We start from the raw sequence: 18,951 nt of genomic DNA, 5'->3' as shown, positions 1-18,951 counted from the left end.
TAACGTAGTTAACGTCATTTACAGAAATTGACACTTCAGATGCCCTTGTTACGTTATTGCGCGCCGGTAATGAAGGACTGTAATTGGGCTTCAGATTGTAAACGCTGCTGTAGCGCACTGGCTTGTGCTTTGCTGGCGAACGGCCCGAGCTGAATACGCCACACGGCGCCGTTCTGCGTGACGCGTCCCGGCACGCCAAACTGCTGGCCTAAGCGCTGCTGATACTGCTGGGCGCGCCCCTGATCGCTCACCGCCCCCACCTGCACTACGTAACTGCCGCTGGCGGACGCTGCGGCAGGCGCAGCCGTCGCGGCGGGTGTCGCTGCCGGTGCACTGACTGGCGCGCTAGCGGGAGTTGCAGCCGCAGGCTGTGGTGCTGGCGTCGGTTCGCTGCCTTCCAGTACGCCTGCGGCCAGGGTCGTCGGTGCACCGAGGAAGCCGCTGCTCTGAACGGGTGCGCCAGCGTTATCTTCACTTTGCAGCGTGGAATTGCTGATGGCGCGAACGTCACCCTGTGGCTGCATCGCTTGCGGTGCGGAGGAGGCGCTGCCCATCCCCCCGCTCAGATCCGGACGTGAGGGCAGGGCATAAGTCTGTTTGGCCACGGTGGTACAGGCCATACCCGGACCGGACAGCGATCCATCCTGCGCAACAATAATGGGATCGATGCGTACTTTGGTGTTATTGGAGGTGTTCAGACGGTCGGCAGCAGCACGTGACAGTGAAATCACGCGATCGTTGCCATAGGGCCCGCGATCGTTAATGCGCACCACGATCATCCGCCCGTTGGCGAGGTTAGTGATTCGCGCATAGCTCGGGATCGGTAACGTCGGATGTGCTGCGGTGAGCTGCATTGGATCGAACGCTTCACCTGAGGCGGTCAGATTGCTACCGGGTTCGGCATCGTAGATCGCCGCGAATCCTGCCTGACTAAAGCGTGAGGCATCCTGCACAATCTTATAGCTCTTACCGTCCCGCTGGTAATCCTGATTAGCGGTCGGGTTGAGCGGTTCAAAACGCGGATCGGCCCCGCTGATTTCAACGACGGGCCCATTACATACCGCTGGCTGTGGCGCGACGGTATTCTGTTGCTGACCATCATCACTCGTACATGCCGCGAGCAGCATAATTCCTGCTGCGACGCAGACTCCAGGCAATTGCTTACGCATTGCGCACCCCTTACACGCTTTTCGATAACATTTTTCTGTGGGTGTGGATCGACATGACAATCCCGAACCCGGCCATCAACACGATCAGTGCTGAGCCTCCGTAACTGACCAACGGAAGCGGAACGCCTACAACAGGCAAAATCCCACTCACCATACCAATATTAACGAAGACATAAACGAATAAAATCAACATTAAGCCACCGGCCATCACGCGACCAAAGGTGGTTTGCGCGTGGGCGGCAATCCACAGACCACGCATAATAAGCAAAATATACAGCGCCAGCAGGATCAGTATCCCGATCAGACCGAGCTCTTCCGCCAGTACGGCGAAGATAAAGTCGGTGTGGCGCTCGGGTAAAAATTCGAGCTGTGACTGGGTACCGTGTAGCCACCCCTTGCCGCTCAGACCGCCGGAACCAATTGCAATTTTAGACTGAATGATGTGGTAACCGGCACCCAACGGATCGGTTTCCGGGTCAAGCAGCATCATCACCCTCTGACGCTGATAATCATGCATCAGAAAGAACCACAGGATCGGGATAAACGCCGCAACCAGCAGCACGGCGACGCCAATCAAACGCCAGCTCAGGCCAGAGAGGAACAGCACGAACAGTCCGGAAAGCGCGACCAGAATCGACGTTCCAAGGTCAGGCTGCGCCGCCACCAGCAGCGTGGGCATAAAAATCAGCACCAGCGCGATGGCCGTGTTCTTCAGGGACGGCGGACAGACGTCACGGTTGATAAAACGTGCGACCATCAAAGGAACCGCAATCTTGGCGATTTCAGAAGGCTGAAAACGTACGATGCCGAGATCCAGCCAGCGCTGTGCGCCTTTGGAGATCGCGCCGAAGGCATCGACCGCCACCAGCAGAATAATACAGAAAATATAGAGATACGGCGCCCAGCCTTCATAGACGCGGGGCGGGATCTGCGCCATGACCACCATGATCACCAGACCCATCGCAATTTGACCGACTTTACGTTCCATCATGCCAATGTCCTGGCCGCTGGCGCTCCAGATAACCATTGAGCTGTAAACCAGCAGCGCCAGTAAAATCAGTAACATGGTGGGATCGATATGGATTTTATCCCAGAATGTTTTTTTGTTCGGATTATCCGTCATGGTTATTGATCCTCCGCCGCTGCAACCGCCGGGTTTTCAGCTGGCAGATCGGTGTTGTTATCGCCCAACATGATGTGGTCAAGAATCTGACGCATAATGGTCCCCACCGCCGGGCCTGCCCCCCCGTTTTCCAGGATGATGGCGACCGCTACCTGCGGGTTGTTGTACGGCGCAAATGCAGTCATCAGTTTATGGTCACGCAGGCGCTCGGCAATTTTATGCGCGTTATAGGTTTCGTTGGCTTTCAGACCGAAGACCTGCGCGGTACCGGATTTAGCGGCAATTTTATACGGTGCGCTGGCAAAATATTTGTGCGCGGTCCCGTTGCCACGGTTGGCGACGCCATACATACCGTCTTTCGCCAGTTCCCAGTAACCAGAATGAATGTCGCCAACCGGTGGCTCCTGCGGCTGCACCCAGGGTACTTTTTTGCCGTCTTCTGCGGTGCTCATCAGCAGATGAGGCACCTTCACCACGCCGTCATTAATCAAAATCATCAGCGCCTTACTCATCTGAATCGGCGTTGCCGTCCAGTAGCCCTGACCAATACCGACCGGGATGGTATCGCCCTGATACCAGGGCTTTTTGAAGCGTTTGAGCTTCCACTCGCGGGTAGGCATGTTGCCGGAACGCTCTTCCGCCAGATCGATGCCGGTATAGTGACCGTAACCGAATTTGCCCATCCACTCAGAGAGGCGATCGATTCCCATGTCATAGGCGACCTGATAGAAGAAAGTATCTGCAGATTCTTCCAGCGATTTAGTGATATTCAGATGCCCGTGACCCCATTTCTTCCAGTCGCGATAACGTTTTTCTGAACCGGGCAACTGCCACCAGCCTGGGTCAAACAGACTGGTATTGCGGGTGATGACGCCCGCGCTTAACGCAGACACCGCGACATACGGCTTCACCGTTGATGCTGGCGGATAAACCCCCTGCGTTGCGCGGTTGACCAGCGGCGTGTTCGGATCGTTAAGCAGACCGGCGTAATCTTTGCTGGAGATGCCGTCGACGAACAGGTTCGGGTCATAACTTGGCATAGAGACCAGCGCCAGCACGCCGCCGGTACGCGGGTCGGTGACCACCACGGCGGCACGACTGCCGGCGAGCAGCGTTTCGATATACTGCTGCAGTTTGAGATCCAGCGTCAGGTAGATATCGTGTCCGGCCTGCGGCGGAACTTCCTTGAGCTGGCGGATAACGCGGCCACGGTTGTTGACTTCGACTTCCTCGTAGCCGGTCTGACCGTGCAGCACGTCTTCGTAGTAGCGCTCAATCCCCAGTTTCCCGATGTCATGGGTGGCAGCGTAGTTAGCCAGCTTGCCATCTTTATCCAGTCGCTCAACGTCTTTATCGTTAATCTTCGACACGTAGCCAATGACATGGGTGAGCGCAGAACCGTACGGGTAGAACCGGCGCTTATAGCCTTTTACTTCAACACCGGGGAAGCGGTACTGGTTAACGGCAAAACGCGCAACCTGGACTTCGGTCAGGTTAGTTTTGACGGCAATAGAGGTAAAGCGGTGCGAACGTGCGCGCTCTTTCTTGAATGCCGCAATATCGTCATCGGTCAGGTCGACGACGCTGCGCAGCGCATCCAGCGTTTGCTGCACGTTATCGACCTTCTCGGGCATCATTTCGATCTGGTAAATGGTACGGTTCAGGGCGAGAGGAATGCCGTTACGGTCATAAATGATGCCGCGGCTGGGGGCGATGGGCACCAGCTTAATCCGGTTTTCATTCGAGCGAGTCTGGTAATCGGTAAAACGGACAATCTGCAGATTATACAGGTTGGCGATAAGCACGCCGGTGAGCAGTAAGATACCCAAAAAAGCGACCAGCGCCCGGCGCACAAATAGCGCGGACTCAGCCGTATAGTCGCGAAAAGAATTCTGTAATTTCATCCGCTGCTTAGTCTACTCAAGCTCAGTGATCACTCACGGTGATAAGGGTGATTAGTGGTAATGCTCCACGCCCGATACAGGCTCTCTGCCACCAGCACCCGGACAAGCGGATGAGGAAGTGTTAGCGCAGAGAGCGACCAACTTTGTTCTGCCGCTGCTTTACAGGCAGGGGATAATCCCTCCGGCCCGCCGATTAACAGGCTGACATCACGACCGTCCAGTTTCCAGCGTTCCAGTTCGGTTGCCAGTTGCGGCGTGTCCCAGGGCTTACCGGGAATATCCAGGGTGACAATGCGATTTTTGCCTGCGGCAGCCAGCATCTGTTCACCCTCTTTGTCGAGAATACGCTTGATGTCCGCGTTCTTGCCGCGTTTGCCGGCCGGAATTTCGATCAGCTCAAAAGGCATGTCTTTGGGAAAACGCCGCAGGTACTCGGTAAAACCGGTTTGTACCCAGTCGGGCATTTTCGTGCCTACCGCGACAAGTTGAAGCTTCACGCATTAACTCCAGAGTTTTTCCAGCTCATACAGGCGACGGCTCTCTTCCTGCATAACATGGACAATCACTTCACCCAGGTCAACGACGATCCAGTCGGCGACGCTTTCACCTTCCACACCCAACGGCAGCATTCCCGCAGCGCGAGATTCCTGAACGACGTGGTCAGCAATAGACATGACGTGACGGCTGGAAGTGCCGGTACAGATGATCATGCAGTCGGTGATACTGGATTTGCCCTGAACGTCTAAGGCGATGATGTCCTGACCTTTAAGGTCATCAATTTTGTCGATTACAAAATCCTGGAGTGCTTTACCCTGCAAGTTTTCCCCCTGGGTGCATGAATGAGTATGAATAAGCCTGTCAGTATACCTGAACCCACCGTCCTTTCGGGACAAATGTCACCGACGGTTTTTGAAAGTGGGCTATCATCCCACCCCATGCAACAGAATGCATCGCCATTTTTGTAAAACAATTTCTGCAAAACGCTGAAGGGCGGGGAAAGTCTGGCAGCGGAGAATAGCAGCCTGTCCTGGCGTGTCAATGGGCGGAGCGTTTCTGGCGATAAAAAACAGACATTTTACTCGCCAGGTGTCCATATCGCTCTGCTGTTGAGAACCCGAAGCGTGGCAAAATCGCCAGTAAAATCAATGGCGCTCCAGCAGCCTTGCTCAACGCGAAAATGCCACATTGCGGCGGCGGGTAAGGCAAGCAGCCGGGCAATCAGCAGGCTGAGGACGCCCTGATGGCTGACCATTAGCACATGCGCATGGTGCTGATAATCGGCAAGAAATGCGATCGCCTGCTCAACGCGCCGGGCGAAGGCCTGAAACCCTTCTCCATTGGTGGGAACGGCATTTTGCCAGTCGTTGCACCAGGCCGCATAGTTCTCGGCATCTTCGTGGGTCAGCTCCCGGTGATGGCGCATCTCCCAATCGCCAAAGAACATCTCATTGAGCTCGGGCTTCACCTGCAGCGGCAGTTCACGCCCCTGAAGCACTAAACGCGCCGTGTGCTGAGCGCGTTCCAGCTCGCTACACAGCACCTGCTCAAAGGGAACCTGGCTGAGCAGTGTATTCAGCGTTTGCGCCTGCGCAACGCCGCGCCCGGTCAACGGCGTGGGAGCATGACCACTGTACAATCCCGCCACATTGGCTTCGGTTTCACCATGACGAACTAACCAGAGTCGCATTTTCCCCTCGTGATACGTATTCGCGCAAAACATGATATTCGCCCTGAATGCGCGCGCTATTTTCTCTAAAATAGCCTCTTTTGCCAGGAGCGGCACAATGTCTCTATTCAAAAGCGCCCACGGCGGTAACATCCGTGAGGCTGCCGAACTCCTCGGGATCTCGCCCGAGAAGCTGCTGGATTTTAGCGCGAATATTAATCCACTGGGTATGCCCGAAACGGTAAAACGCGCCATCGTCGACAATTTACGCCTTGCCGAGCGTTATCCCGACGTCGATTACCGCCATTTGCACCAGGCGCTGGCCCGACATCATCAGGTGCCAGCCGGTTGGATCCTCGCTGGCAACGGTGAGACCGAGTCAATCTTTACCCTGGTGAACGGTTTGCATCCGCGTCGGGCGATGATCGTCACACCAGGATTTGCCGAATACCAACGTGCGTTACAGTGGGGTGAATGCGTCATCGATACGTTCGCGCTGCGTGAAGAGGACGGCTGGCAGTTGACCGGGGCGATCCTCGATGCCTTGACGGCAGAACTGGACTGTCTGTTTTTGTGCACACCTAACAATCCCACCGGATTACTGCCGGAACGGGGTTTACTCGAAGCGATTGCCGGGCGCTGCCGGGCGCTGAATATTGCGCTGATTCTTGATGAAGCGTTTATCGATTTTATTGCCGACGAGGCGGGGTTTATTCCACTGCTACAGAATAACCCGCATATCTGGGTTCTGCGTTCGCTGACAAAATTCTATGCTATCCCGGGGCTGCGGTTGGGGTATCTCATCAACAGCGATGAGCAGGCGGTGGCGGCGATGAGGGCGCGACAGATGCCGTGGTCGATCAACGCCTTTGCCGCGCTGGCAGGGGAACAGGTTCTGCAGGATACCGCCTATCAACAAGCGACATGGCGGTGGCTGCGGGAAGAGGGCGGACGCTTTTATCAGCAACTGTGCGCGCTGCCAGGGCTGACGGTGTATCCTGGCCAGGCGAATTATCTCCTGCTGCGCAGTGAAACCGATCTTCAGCGTGCTTTGCTGGCGCGGCATATTCTGATCCGCAGTTGCGCCAATTACCCTGGTCTTGATGGACGCTATTTCCGTGTGGCAATACGTAGTCGGGAAGAGAACAACCGCCTGCTGGCGGCGTTAACCGAGGCGCTTAGCGATACAACCCGTGCTGATTGATATAGTCCAGCACGGCTTGCGGCATCAGGTCGTCACACGGCTCGCCGTTTTCCAGTCGTTCGCGGATGATCGTGGCGGAAATATTGAACCACGGCGTTTCGGCGAGGTAAATTTTCCCGGCTGGCAGCAGGTGCAGATCGTCTGGCGTATTCGTCAGATGCTGATCCAGCCAATGCTGATGCTGTTCCTGCGCCATTTCGAGCGGGTAGCCGGGACGGCGGCAGACAATCAGATGGGTATTGTCGAGAATCGTTTCGTAGTCATGCCAGGTCGGGAAGGTCAGTAATGAGTCCTGGCCAATGATAAACGCCAGCGGGACATCCGGACCTTGTTCTTCACGCCAGGCCTTCAGCGTTTGCGCCGTATAGGAGGGCGTGTCGTGCCGCAGTTCGCGCTCATCGAGGATGAACAGCGGCTTGTCGGCAATCGCCAGTTCAAGCATGGTTTTTCGCTGTGCACTGGTCGCCTCCGGCTGCGGGCGATGAGGGGGAACATTATTGGGCATCACGATGACCCGCGACAGACCAATCAGATTGGCCAGCGTTTCCACGGGCTTGAGGTGACCATAGTGCACCGGATCAAAGGTGCCGCCAAAGAGAGCCTGTAACGATTTCATATCAGCCATCAATAAAAACTTCAGCCAGCGCTTTGTGGCAAATCAGCAGTGAGAGCCCTTCAAGCTCTGCCCAGACCGACTGGCCATAGTCCTGCTTCAGCGTTAATTCCGTACGTGTCAGTAATTGCACCGCCTGACGTAACTGCGCCGGACTAAGCCGGTTCAGCGCATCGCCAATCATGCCACGGCGGTTTTGCCAGACGCGGTGCTTATCAAAGAGCGTGCGCAGCGGGGTGTGGGCCGACTGGCGTTTTAGCGTGACCAGCAGCAACAGCTCACGTTGCAGGGTGCGCAGCAGAATAACCGGTTCGCTGCCTTCCAGACGTAACTGTTGAAGAATGTGCAGTGCGCGCTTACTTTTGCCCATGACCAGCGCATCCACCCAATGGAACGGGGTGAAGTGGGCGGCGTCGTTAACGGCCTGCTCGACGCGGGGCAGGGTGAGCTTACCGTCTGGCCACAATAAGGATAAACGTTCCAGCGCCTGCGCCAAAGCCAGCAGGTTACCTTCATAGCAATAGCACAATAGTTGATTCGCCGCGTCGTCCAGTTGCAAATTATTTTGCTTTGCGCGCGCCGCTACCCAACGGGGAAGTTGCGCCTGTTCCGGCGTCTGGCAACTGACCTGTACGCTTCGCTCGGCCAGCGCGCTAAACCAGCCGGCATTTTCTTGCGCCTTACTGAGCTTATTTCCGCGCACGATCAGCAGCAGATCGTCATGCAGCAACTGAACCAGCGTAACCAGTTGTTCATTAATGGCGGCATTCGGGCCATTTTCGGGCAGTAACAACAGCAGCGTCTGACGACTGGCGAACAGGCTCATTGCCTGGCATTGCGAGAACAACGCGTTCCAGTCGGTATTATTGTCGAGAGTAAAAGTATGGTGTTCGTCGAACCCCTGAGTTGCCGCAACCTGACGGATGGCGTCCTGGCTTTCCTGCAACAACAAAGGATCGTTTCCGAGTAGCAGATACGCCGCGCGCAACCCTTCAGAGAGTTGCGCGCGGAGTTGTTCAGGGTACAACCGAATCATCAGTTACCCAGCGTGCTGGAGACACGCGTTGAAGAGGAAGCGGGAGCCGCTTCTTTATCGTCAACGGCAACCTCTTCTTGCGATGAGAGACGATCGGCAGCATGTACGCTTGGCAGTTTACGAATCAACTGTTCCGCCGCTCTGTCGTACATCTCTTTGATGATCATATCCTGCTCGTTATCTTTCGCCAGCGCCATCTGCGGGTTGTCGAAGAACGAACGGAATACCCGGACGCTGATAGGATAAATATCGTGACCAGGAATCAACACCGACGCACTGACCGTCATAATCATCTGATATTCCGCAGTCTGACCATTCTGGAAGACAGACGCGGTATCTTTCGAAATACTGACCCGACCCAGACGTAAAGACGGTACGTCTTTACGCAGCGTACTCTTATCCAGTAGCTCAATATCATTCAGACGCAGTTGATTACGCACTGCACGGCTTAACGGACCATTCGGATCCCCTGTGTCCAGAATCATGGTTTTCATTGTGTCCGGAACCTGCGTGGTATTGCGCAGGTGCCAGCCACACCCGGCGGTGGTTAACACCGCCAGAGATAACAACAATGTTGCCAGATATCGCACGCTTCCTCCCGCGCTTAGCCAACGACCAGATTGAGGAGTTTACCCGGCACGTAAATCACTTTACGTACGGTAACGCCATCAAGATATTTTGCGACCAGATGTTCCTGGCCCGCGCGTTCACGAACCTGTTCTTCTGTCGCATTCACCGGAACGGTGATTTTGCCACGCACCTTGCCGTTAACCTGGACTACAACCAGCGTGGAGTCTTCGACCATTGCGGCGTCGTCCGCGACCGGCCACGGCGCGTTGTCGATGTCGCCTTCGCCCTTCAGCGCCTGCCACAGCGTAAAGCAAACGTGTGGGGTAAACGGGTTAAGCATCCGCACCACCGCCAGCAGGGCTTCCTGCATCAGCGCGCGATCCTGCTCGTCATCCTGCGGGGCTTTCGCCAGCTTGTTCATCAGCTCCATCACGGCGGCAATCGCGGTGTTGAAGGTCTGACGGCGGCCGATATCATCGGTCACTTTGGCGATAGTCTTGTGAACATCGCGACGCAGCGCTTTCTGATCTTCCGTCAGCGCGTCAACGTTCAGCGGCGCAACATCGCCACGGGAAGTGTGTTCGTACACCAGTTTCCAGACACGTTTCAGGAAGCGGTTAGCGCCTTCCACGCCGGACTCCTGCCATTCCAGCGTCATATCAGCCGGAGAGGCGAACATCATAAACAGACGCACGGTATCCGCGCCGTAACGTTCAACCATCACCTGCGGGTCGATACCGTTGTTTTTCGACTTGGACATTTTGCTCATGCCGGTATACACCAGTTCATGGCCCGCCGCGTCTTTCGCCTTCACGATGCGACCTTTCTCGTCGCGTTCAACGATCGCATCCACCGGGGAAACCCAGTTACGCTCGCCGCTTTCGCCGACATAGTAGAACGCATCCGCCAGTACCATTCCCTGACACAGCAGCTGTTTTGCCGGTTCGTCAGAGTTCACCATGCCGGCATCGCGCATCAGTTTGTGGAAGAAGCGGAAGTAGAGCAGGTGCATGATGGCGTGTTCGATACCGCCAATGTAAATATCTACCGGCAGCCAGTAGTTTGCTGCGTTGGAATCCAGCATCCCTTCCTGATACTGCGGGCAGGTGTAGCGCGCATAGTACCAGGAGGACTCCATAAAAGTGTCGAAGGTGTCGGTTTCACGCAGCGCAGGCTGGCCGTTAACGGTGGTTTTTGCCCACGCAGGATCGGCTTTGATCGGACTGGTAATACCGTCCATCACAACATCTTCCGGCAGGATCACCGGCAGTTGATCTTCCGGCGTCGGCAGCACGGTGCCGTCTTCCAGTGTGACCATCGGGATCGGTGCGCCCCAGTAACGCTGACGAGAAACGCCCCAGTCGCGCAGACGGTAGTTGATCTTACGCTCGCCGACACCTTTCGCTGCCAGCTTATCAGCAATGGCGTTAAAGGCCGCTTCGAAAGCCAGACCGTCAAACTCGCCGGAGTTAAACAGGACGCCTTTGTCGGTCATCGCCTGTTCGGAAAGATCCGGCTCAGAGCCGTCGGCTGCCAGGATAACCGGCTTAATGGTTAAGCCGTATTTGGTGGCAAATTCGTAGTCGCGCTGATCGTGACCCGGTACGGCCATGACCGCGCCGGTGCCGTATTCCATCAGCACAAAGTTAGCCGCCCAGACCGGGATCGCTTCGCCGGTTAAGGGGTGAACCGCTTTAAAGCCGGTGTCGACGCCTTTTTTCTCCATGGTCGCCATGTCGGCTTCGGCCACTTTGGTGTTACGGCATTCGTCGATAAAGGCCGCCAGTTCAGGATTGCTCTCTGCCGCTTTCTGCGCCAGCGGGTGACCGGCGGCAACCGCCAGATAGGTGGCACCCATAAAGGTGTCCGGGCGGGTCGTGTAGACGGTCAGCGTGTTGTCATAACCGTTCACATTAAAGGTGATTTCCACGCCTTCAGAACGGCCAATCCAGTTGCGCTGCATCGTTTTCACGGTGTCAGGCCAGTGGTCCAGCTTATCCAAATCATTGAGCAGTTCGTCGGCATAGGCGGTGATTTTAATAAACCACTGCGGGATCTCTTTACGCTCAACTTTGGTGTCGCAGCGCCAGCAGCAGCCGTCGATAACCTGTTCGTTCGCCAGTACGGTTTGATCGTTCGGGCACCAGTTGACTGCTGAGGTTTTCTTATAGACCAGACCTTTTTTGTACAGCTCAGTGAAGAATTTCTGCTCCCAGCGATAGTATTCCGGGGTGCAGGTCGCCAGTTCACGGCTCCAGTCATAGCCAAAGCCCAGCATTTTGAGCTGGTTCTTCATGTAGGCGATATTGTCGTAGGTCCACGGTGCCGGCGCGGTGTTGTTTTTCACCGCCGCGCCTTCTGCAGGCAGGCCGAAGGCGTCCCAGCCGATAGGCTGCAGCACGTTTTTGCCCAGCATGCGTTGATAACGAGCGATCACGTCACCGATGGTGTAGTTACGTACGTGGCCCATGTGTAGTCGACCAGAAGGATAGGGAAGCATAGACAGGCAGTAATACTTCTCTTTGCTCTCGTCTTCGGTAACTTCAAATGTGCGCTTCTCATCCCAGTGAAGCTGTACTTTGGATTCTATCTCTTCCGGGCGGTATTGCTCTTGCATGGCAGCCAGTGGTCCTGTTTTCAATACAGCTACAAACGTAGCTTTCGATGTGGTGTTTCAGATCCGCATAGCATAGCCCAAACGCCCGCGTCAAAACAGCCTTTCGCGCATTCAGGTTCGAATTCACGCCATGACAATCCTTGCACGAATTTACACACTCTGTGGGCAGTCTTGCAAAGCGCGGCCTAAATAACGTCTATTATTATAGACAGTTAACGACCCAGGAGGCGAAACGATGAACAAGGTTGCTCAATATTACCGTGAACTGGTGGCGTCATTAAGTGAACGTCTGCGCAATGGCGAGCGCGATATCGATGCGCTGGTGGAACAGGCGCGGCAGCGGGTTTTGCAGGCCGGGGAGTTAACGCGAACCGAAGTGGACGAACTGACACGCGCCGTCAGGCGTGACCTGGAAGAGTTCGCCGTGAGCTATGAGGAGAGTCAGGAAGAGGAATCCGACAGCGTCTTTATGCGGGTGATCAAAGAGAGCCTGTGGCAGGAGCTGGCGGATATCACGGACAAAACGCAGCTTGAATGGCGCGAAGTCTTTCAGGACCTGAGTCATCACGGGGTCTATCACAGTGGCGAAGTGGTGGGGTTGGGCAATCTGGTCTGCGAGAAGTGCCATTTTCACTTGGCGGTGTATACGCCGGACGTGCTGCCATTGTGTCCAAAATGCGGACACGACCAGTTCCAGCGTCGACCGTTTGAACCGTAATATAGCCTGATGGCGATGCTGACGCATCTTATCCGGCCTACGGTGACTATTATGTAGGCCGGATAAGCGTCAGCGCCATCCGGCATTGATCACGCGTAAAACGTTAGCCGTTCTGCCAGCAGGTCAACAAACCCCTGGCGATCCACATCCACCATTACCGTGGCGTTGGGTGCTTTGCCCGTCAGGAAGTAATAGTCCACCACGGTCATCCCCTGGGTATATTTCCCCTGCGTTTCCACGCCAACCCAGCGTTCGACGGTGGTAAACAGTTCGGGTTTTAGCAGCCAGGCGATGGTGCACGGGTCATGTAGCGGCGCGCCGGTGAATCCCCATTTCTCGTCTTTATGATACTCAAGGAAGAAATCGAGTAGCTCCGCAACGATAGTGGAAACCGGGTTGCCAATAGCGCGGAAGCGTTCGGTATCTTCGACGTGAATTTGCGCTTTATGCGTGACGTCCAGGCCGGCCATTACCACCGGAATGCCTGACTGGAAGACGATCTCAGCGGCTTCTGGGTCAACATAGATATTGAATTCGGCGGCAGGCGTCCAGTTGCCGAGCCCCATTGCGCCGCCCATGATCACGATGCGAGCGATTTTGTCATGCAGTTCAGGATGGCTGTTCAGCAACAGCGCAACGTTGGTTTGCGGCCCGGTAGAGACGAGGGTGACCGGCTGTGTGCTCTCGCGCAGCGTCTTCGCCATCAGCTCAACGGCGGTACAGGCCTGAGGCGCAAAGGCGGGTTCCGGCAGCGCCGGGCCATCCAGTCCGCTTTCGCCGTGGACGTTATCGGCAATGATTAGCCCGCGCATCAAGGGTTTCACTGCGCCGCCCGCTACCGGAATGTCTATGCGGTTCAGTAACGTCAGCATCCGTAATACGTTACGCAGCGTTTTATCGGGTGTCTGGTTACCTGCGGATGAGGTGATGGCTTTAACGTCAAGTTCCGGTGAGGCGAGGGCGAGAACAATTGCGATAGCGTCATCATGACCCGGGTCGCAATCTAATAGAATTGGCAGTGCCATTGTTGCTCCTTATGAATGCTACTTTGCGGCAAGGGTAACGCCGGGATGAAAATGATTCGAGGAGCGAGACAAGAAAGCGTGAAATGGCGCGCATTCTGACATGCGCGCCGGAAAAGTTAATGCAGGATTTTGGCAAGGAAGTCTTTTGCACGTTCGGATTTCGGGTTGGCGAAGAACTCCTCTTTCGGCGAGTCCTCAACGATTTTCCCCTCGTCCATAAAGATCACCCGGTTCGCCACTTTGCGCGCAAAGCCCATTTCATGGGTCACCACCATCATGGTCATCCCTTCATTGGCCAGTTCAACCATGACGTCCAGTACTTCGTTGATCATTTCCGGATCGAGCGCGGAGGTGGGTTCATCGAACAGCATGGCGATAGGATCCATACATAGCGCGCGGGCTATCGCCACACGCTGCTGCTGGCCACCGGAAAGTTGGGCCGGATACTTATTGGCATGCGCGGCAAGGCCCACGCGCTCCAACAACTTCTGCGCTTTTTCGCGCGCCGGGGCTTTATCACGCTTCAGCACTTTCACCTGCGCCAGAGTCAGGTTTTCGATAATCGACAGATGCGGGAACAGCTCAAAGTGCTGGAACACCATCCCGACGCGAGAACGTAACTTCGCCAGATCGGTTTTTTTGTCATTGACCATAATGCCGTTTACGGTGATTTCACCTTTTTGTACCGGCTCCAGACCGTTAACGGTTTTGATCAGCGTGGATTTTCCGGAACCCGACGGGCCGCAGACCACCACCACTTCCCCTTTTTTCACTTCCGTGGAGCAGTCGGTCAGCACCTGAAAGTGACCATACCATTTAGAAACATTTTTCAGGGTAATCATTAAACTGTCCTTTTCTTCAAATAGCTGACCAACAACGACGCGCTCAGGCTGATAACAAAGTAGACGGCCCCGGCAAACAGGATCATTTCGACCTGTGTACCATCACGCTCGCCAATAGTAGAAGCGGTACGGAAGAAATCCGCGAGGCTTAAGACGTACACCAGGGAGGTATCCTGGAACAGAACGATGCCCTGTGTAAGCAGCAGCGGTACCATCGCGCGAAACGCCTGCGGCAGAATGATGAGCTTCATTGACTGCCAGTGGGTCATGCCCAGCGCCAGCGCCGCGCTTGATTGTCCGCGGGAAATGCTCTGGATACCCGCACGGATAATCTCGGAGTAATAAGCGGCTTCAAACATCGAAAAGGCGACCATCGCCGAAATCAGGCGAATATCGGTTTTCGGTGACAGCCCCAGAACGTCCTGCAGTAATCCCGGTACGATCAGGTAGAACCACAGCAGTACCATCACCAGCGGGATGGAGCGGAAAACGTTAACGTACGCTTTAGCAAACCAGGCGACAGGCGCGAAGCTGGAAAGGCGCATGACCGCAAGCAACGTTCCCCAGACAATACCGATGACCACCGCTGTCAGGGTAATCTTCAGCGTGATGAGCAGCCCGTCCAGCAGATACGGCAGGGAAGGGACAATAGAACTCCAGTCGAACTCGTACATTATTTGCCTCCCAGATTGCCAGGCAGGCGGATTTTACGTTCCACCACACTCATCACCAGCATGATGAAGGCATTAATCAACACGTACGCCACGGTGATGGCGGTAAACGATTCCCAGGCATGCGCCGAGTAATCCAGCAGCTTACCGGCTTGCGCTGCCATATCGACCAGACCGATGGTGGAGGCGATGGCGGAGTTTTTCACCAGGTTCATCATCTCAGAGGTCATCGGCGGGACGATCACGCGATAGGCGTTAGGCAACAGCACGTAGCGATATGCCTGCGGCAGGGTCAGCCCCATCGCCAGTGCCGCGTTTTTCTGGCCGCGTGGCAGTGACTGAATGGCGGCGCGAACCTGTTCGCAGACGCGTGCTGCGGTGAAAAGCCCCAGACAGAGCATGGAAGAGACGAAGAACTGAATGTTGGGATCCAGTTCCGCTTTAAACCACATACCAAGATTTTCCGGCAGCAGTTCAGGCACGACCAGGTACCAGGTGAAGAACTGGACGATCAGCGGAACGTTGCGGAACAGTTCTACATAAAGGGTGCCGAGCCCGGAAAGGAAGCGATTCGGGACGGTGCGTAAAATGCCGAACAAAGAACCGACCAGGAAGGCAATGATCCAGGCGGTGATGGATAAGGCGACGGTGACCTGAAAGCCGCTCCAGAGCCAGCCGAGATAGGTGGTGTTGCCGAATGGGGCTTGTTGTAAAAAAATGCCCCAGTTCCAGTCTATTGACATACATCTACTCCGAAAAAATAAGGGTAGCAGCGCTACCCTCGAAGATTGTTATCCAGCGTACTTCGGTTTTCAGGCCTGATGGGGAACGACCATCAGGCCTATAGTCTGTCCGTGCTGTATAGCAATCGAGAGGGCAAGGAGTCCCCGCCCCATTTAGTTTTAATTAGTTAAGTGCTTTATCATTCGGTTCTTTGAACAGCGCCTGCATTTCGTTCGACAGTTCGAAATTCATGTTCAGGTTTTTTGGTGGGATCGGGTTTTTGAACCACTTATCAAACCATTTCGCGGCTTCACCTGAGGTCTGCGCCTGGGCGATGGTGTCATCCATCAGCTTTTTGAATTCAGGATCGTCTTTGCGCAGCATGCAGCCGTAGGCTTCCTGAGACTGCGGTTTGCCGACGATTTCCCAGTTATCTGGTTTCTTCGCCTTCGCACGCTCACCGGCCAACAGGGCATCATCCATCATAAAGGCAACGGCGCGACCGCTTTCCAGAGTACGGAAAGAGTCACCGTGGTCTTTAGCGCTGATGATACGCATGTCCATTTTTTGTTCGTCGTTCAGCTTGTGCAGCAGAATTTCAGAGGTGGTTCCTGACGTCACAACAACCGCTTTGCCTTTCAGGTCCGCGAAGTCTTTAATGTCGCCGCCTTTTTTCGCCAGCAGGCGCGTGCCGACGACAAAGATGGTGTCAGAGAAGGCGGCCTGTTTCTGGCGCTCAAGGTTGTTGGTGGTGGAACCGCACTCAAAGTCGAAGGTGCCGTTTTGCAGCAGCGGAATACGGTTCTGAGAGGTAATCGGGATCAGCTTAACCTGCAGATCGGGCTTGTTGAGTTTCTTCTTCACGGCTTCAACGATGGCGTTGGAGTAATCCTGAGAATAACCCACCACTTTCTGCTGATTGTCGTAATAAGAAAACGGCACGGAGGATTCACGGTGACCGACGACGATAACGCCGTTTTTGGCGATCTTGTCGAGCGTGCTGCCTGCGGCTGGCGCTGCGTCTTCCGCGTGTACCAGACCGGCTGACAGTCCCATAACCAGCATTGCTGTGGCTAGCTTACGTAATTGCATATCCAACTCCTTATCGTCTGCGCCGTCGACGCAGTGATACTTATTGTGAGTGTCTGTGTTGTTATCACCTGCAACTTAAGCGTGCAGTGTTTTACCTGTTTGTTAACATTTAGTCTGGCTTAATGTAAAGATTTTGCTGCGTTATTGTTTATTTTTGCGAAGTGCGCCGCACCGTTTAGAGGCAAAAATCTCTCATTGCACCGTTTCGGTGCTACCAGTGAACTGCTTTAGTGCGACTAAGTTGCGCTAAACGTCAAAAACAGGTTTGCCTTGTTTAACAAAGCAATGAGCGTGCCAGAATGGAAGAAGGGAGGGAGAATGGTAGTTTGTAGGCCTGATAAGCGTAGCGCCATCAGGCACGATGTGGCACAACCGCCGGATGGCGGCGTACCGCCTTATCCGGCCTACATTTGATGGTGCACTGTGTTATCTGCGACGTTGACGCAAACTCATTAACACGGCGGCAAAACCGAACAGCGCGGTAATGAACCACAGCGGCCAGTTGCCGGTTCGGGCGTACGGCGTTAAGCCTGTCGTTGGCGTCACATCGGCGGTCAATACCTGACGGGTAAACTGCGGGATCATCGCCTGAATCTCACCCTGTGGACCAATCACCGCCGTAATACCGTTATTGGTACTGCGCAGCAGCGGTCGCGCCAGTTCCAGGGAACGCATCCGCGCCATCTGGAAGTGCTGCCACGGGCCAATCGACTTACCAAACCAGGCATCGTTGGAGATGGTCAGCAGATAGTCCGTATCCGGGCGGAAGTTATCGCGCACCTGTTCACCCAGGATTATCTCGTAGCAAATCGCGGCGGTCAGCGCTAAACCATGCGCATGCAGCTGCGGTTGAACATACGGACCACGGCTGAACGAGGACATCGGCAGGTCAAAGAACGGCGCTAACGGGCGCAGAATGGATTCCAGCGGCACAAACTCACCAAACGGTACCAGATGGTTTTTGTTGTAGCGGTTGGTTGAGTCATAGCGGTAAGGATTGTCTTTCCCCAGCGTGATAATGGTGTTGTAGGTGTCATAGCGGTTCTGTTTGTTCAGCCGCGCATCGACAATACCGGTTATCAGCGAGCTGTTCTTCGCACGCAGCAAATCGTCCATCATGCCCAGAAAACGCTGCTGGTTGATCTCCAGATCCGGAATAGCGGATTCCGGCCAGATGATCAGCTGCGATTTCCCCATTTCGGGCTGCGTCGCATCCAGATAGGTCTTAAGCGTATTCAGCAAATGACCTTCTTCCCACTTCAACGACTGCGGGATATCACCCTGAACCATCGACACCCGGGTCATTCTTTCCGGCTCCAGCGTGTACCACTGGATATAGCGCAGCGGGAAGGGGAGTGCGAAAAGGATAACGGCGACCACCAGCGGACGCCAGTTACGGCTGACCAGCGAGAGAACCAGCAGTCCGCTGACCATCATCAGCAGGAAGTTAATGGCTTCGACACCCATTACCGGCGCCAGGCCTTTCAGCGGGCCGTCTATCTGGCTGTAGCCAAACTGCAGCCATGGAAATCCGGTCAGTACCCAGCCACGCAGGAATTCGGTTAGCTGCCAGACCACCGGCGCGGCAATGGCAACCCGCAGCCAGCTGGTTTTCGGCCACAGACGCGCCAGTACGCCGGCAAACAGCCCGGTATACAGAGAAAGATACGCCGCGAGCAGCACGACAAGGAAAACGTTCACCGGGCCTGGCATGCCGCCAAACTGCGCGATACTGACGTAAACCCAGTTGATTCCCGTCCCGAAGAGTCCCAGTCCCCAGAAGTAGCCAATAGCGGCTGACTGGCGCGGGCGACGATTCAGGGTTAATACCTGCAAGCCCATCAGCGAGACTATCGCCGCGGGCCAGATGTCATAAGGAGAAAAAGCCAGCGTTCCGCAGGCGCCGAATAATAACGCCAGCAGCAGGCGAGTGCGCTGGCGTTCAATTAATGAGGCAAAAGCCATTGAGTTCTTCTTC

Annotated in this window: 18 protein-coding genes; 2 read left to right on the top strand and 16 right to left on the bottom strand. The window is 55.2% G+C overall.

Annotation, left to right across the window (positions count from 1 at the left end; all coding sequences use genetic code 11):
• Window positions 1-53: 53 nt before the first annotated feature.
• The 6 genes from rlpA to GBC03_22735 all read right to left on the bottom strand — a co-directional run bounded on the left by rlpA (window position 54) and on the right by GBC03_22735 (window position 5,883).
• Complete coding sequence (rlpA, locus tag GBC03_22760; protein ID QFS72819.1) at window positions 54-1,169, bottom strand: endolytic peptidoglycan transglycosylase RlpA; 1,116 nt, start codon at window positions 1,167-1,169, stop codon at window positions 54-56.
• Between the two features lie 10 nt (window positions 1,170-1,179).
• A complete protein-coding gene (gene mrdB, locus GBC03_22755; protein ID QFS72818.1) occupies window positions 1,180-2,292 on the bottom strand; it encodes a peptidoglycan glycosyltransferase MrdB in 1,113 nt (370 codons plus the stop codon).
• 2 nt (window positions 2,293-2,294) lie between these two features.
• Window positions 2,295-4,196 (bottom strand): peptidoglycan DD-transpeptidase MrdA, encoded by a 1,902-nt coding sequence (locus GBC03_22750; GenBank protein QFS72817.1) that lies wholly within the window; start codon window positions 4,194-4,196, stop codon window positions 2,295-2,297.
• Window positions 4,197-4,225: 29 nt separating this feature from the next.
• Complete coding sequence (gene rlmH, locus GBC03_22745) at window positions 4,226-4,693, bottom strand: 23S rRNA (pseudouridine(1915)-N(3))-methyltransferase RlmH (GenBank protein QFS72816.1); 468 nt, start codon at window positions 4,691-4,693, stop codon at window positions 4,226-4,228.
• 3 nt (window positions 4,694-4,696) lie between these two features.
• Window positions 4,697-5,014, bottom strand: a complete 318-nt coding sequence (gene rsfS, locus GBC03_22740) for a ribosome silencing factor (GenBank protein QFS72815.1) — start codon at window positions 5,012-5,014, stop codon at window positions 4,697-4,699.
• Between the two features lie 257 nt (window positions 5,015-5,271).
• Window positions 5,272-5,883, bottom strand: coding sequence for an adenosylcobalamin/alpha-ribazole phosphatase (locus GBC03_22735; GenBank protein ID QFS72814.1), 612 nt, complete (start codon window positions 5,881-5,883; stop codon window positions 5,272-5,274).
• Between the two features lie 97 nt (window positions 5,884-5,980).
• Here GBC03_22735 and GBC03_22730 point away from each other — a divergent pair, with 97 nt between their 5' ends.
• Window positions 5,981-7,066, top strand: a complete 1,086-nt coding sequence (locus tag GBC03_22730) for a threonine-phosphate decarboxylase (protein QFS72813.1) — start codon at window positions 5,981-5,983, stop codon at window positions 7,064-7,066.
• Here GBC03_22730 and nadD read toward each other — a convergent pair.
• Genes nadD through leuS form a run of 4 tightly spaced genes read right to left on the bottom strand, consistent with a single transcriptional unit; the run spans window position 7,041 to window position 11,902 of the window.
• Entirely contained in the window at window positions 7,041-7,682 is a 642-nt protein-coding gene (gene nadD, locus GBC03_22725; protein QFS74105.1) for a nicotinate-nucleotide adenylyltransferase, read from the bottom strand. The genes GBC03_22730 and nadD overlap by 26 nt on opposite strands.
• Window position 7,683: 1 nt before the next feature.
• Window positions 7,684-8,715, bottom strand: coding sequence for a DNA polymerase III subunit delta (holA, locus tag GBC03_22720; GenBank protein QFS72812.1), 1,032 nt, complete (start codon window positions 8,713-8,715; stop codon window positions 7,684-7,686).
• On the bottom strand, window positions 8,715-9,305 hold the full coding sequence (gene lptE, locus GBC03_22715; protein QFS72811.1) for an LPS assembly lipoprotein LptE: 591 nt from the start codon (window positions 9,303-9,305) through the stop codon (window positions 8,715-8,717). Before lptE ends, holA begins: the two co-directional genes overlap by 1 nt.
• A 14-nt stretch (window positions 9,306-9,319) precedes the next feature.
• Complete coding sequence (gene leuS, locus GBC03_22710; protein ID QFS72810.1) at window positions 9,320-11,902, bottom strand: leucine--tRNA ligase; 2,583 nt, start codon at window positions 11,900-11,902, stop codon at window positions 9,320-9,322.
• Window positions 11,903-12,137: 235 nt separating this feature from the next.
• Here leuS and GBC03_22705 point away from each other — a divergent pair, with 235 nt between their 5' ends.
• Complete coding sequence (locus GBC03_22705) at window positions 12,138-12,620, top strand: zinc ribbon-containing protein (protein QFS72809.1); 483 nt, start codon at window positions 12,138-12,140, stop codon at window positions 12,618-12,620.
• 89 nt (window positions 12,621-12,709) lie between these two features.
• Here the strand turns inward: GBC03_22705 and rihA are convergent, their stop codons facing one another.
• The 6 genes from rihA to lnt all read right to left on the bottom strand — a co-directional run bounded on the left by rihA (window position 12,710) and on the right by lnt (window position 18,938).
• Window positions 12,710-13,645: a pyrimidine-specific ribonucleoside hydrolase RihA gene (gene rihA / locus GBC03_22700; protein ID QFS72808.1), complete on the bottom strand. Its 936-nt coding sequence runs from the start codon at window positions 13,643-13,645 to the stop codon at window positions 12,710-12,712.
• 116 nt (window positions 13,646-13,761) lie between these two features.
• Window positions 13,762-14,487 carry a glutamate/aspartate ABC transporter ATP binding protein GltL gene (gltL, locus tag GBC03_22695; protein ID QFS72807.1) on the bottom strand — a complete coding sequence of 242 codons (726 nt, stop codon included), beginning with the start codon at window positions 14,485-14,487 and terminating at the stop codon, window positions 13,762-13,764.
• Window positions 14,487-15,161 carry a glutamate/aspartate ABC transporter permease GltK gene (gene gltK, locus GBC03_22690; protein QFS72806.1) on the bottom strand — a complete coding sequence of 225 codons (675 nt, stop codon included), beginning with the start codon at window positions 15,159-15,161 and terminating at the stop codon, window positions 14,487-14,489. Before gltK ends, gltL begins: the two co-directional genes overlap by 1 nt.
• Window positions 15,161-15,901 carry a glutamate/aspartate ABC transporter permease GltJ gene (gltJ, locus tag GBC03_22685; protein ID QFS72805.1) on the bottom strand — a complete coding sequence of 247 codons (741 nt, stop codon included), beginning with the start codon at window positions 15,899-15,901 and terminating at the stop codon, window positions 15,161-15,163. Before gltJ ends, gltK begins: the two co-directional genes overlap by 1 nt.
• Window positions 15,902-16,064: 163 nt before the next feature.
• A complete protein-coding gene (locus GBC03_22680; protein ID QFS72804.1) occupies window positions 16,065-16,973 on the bottom strand; it encodes a glutamate/aspartate ABC transporter substrate-binding protein in 909 nt (302 codons plus the stop codon).
• Between the two features lie 426 nt (window positions 16,974-17,399).
• The gene (gene lnt, locus GBC03_22675) at window positions 17,400-18,938 is read right to left on the bottom strand and encodes an apolipoprotein N-acyltransferase (GenBank protein QFS72803.1); all 1,539 of its coding nucleotides are present in this window, start codon (window positions 18,936-18,938) and stop codon (window positions 17,400-17,402) included.
• Window positions 18,939-18,951 lie beyond the last annotated feature (13 nt).

Origin of the sequence: Citrobacter telavivensis (assembly GCA_009363175.1) — a bacterium.
Lineage (GTDB): Bacteria > Pseudomonadota > Gammaproteobacteria > Enterobacterales > Enterobacteriaceae > Citrobacter_A > Citrobacter_A telavivensis.
The sequence above is the reverse complement of the archived record's forward strand: the minus strand, read 5'-3'. Positions and strand labels throughout refer to the sequence as shown.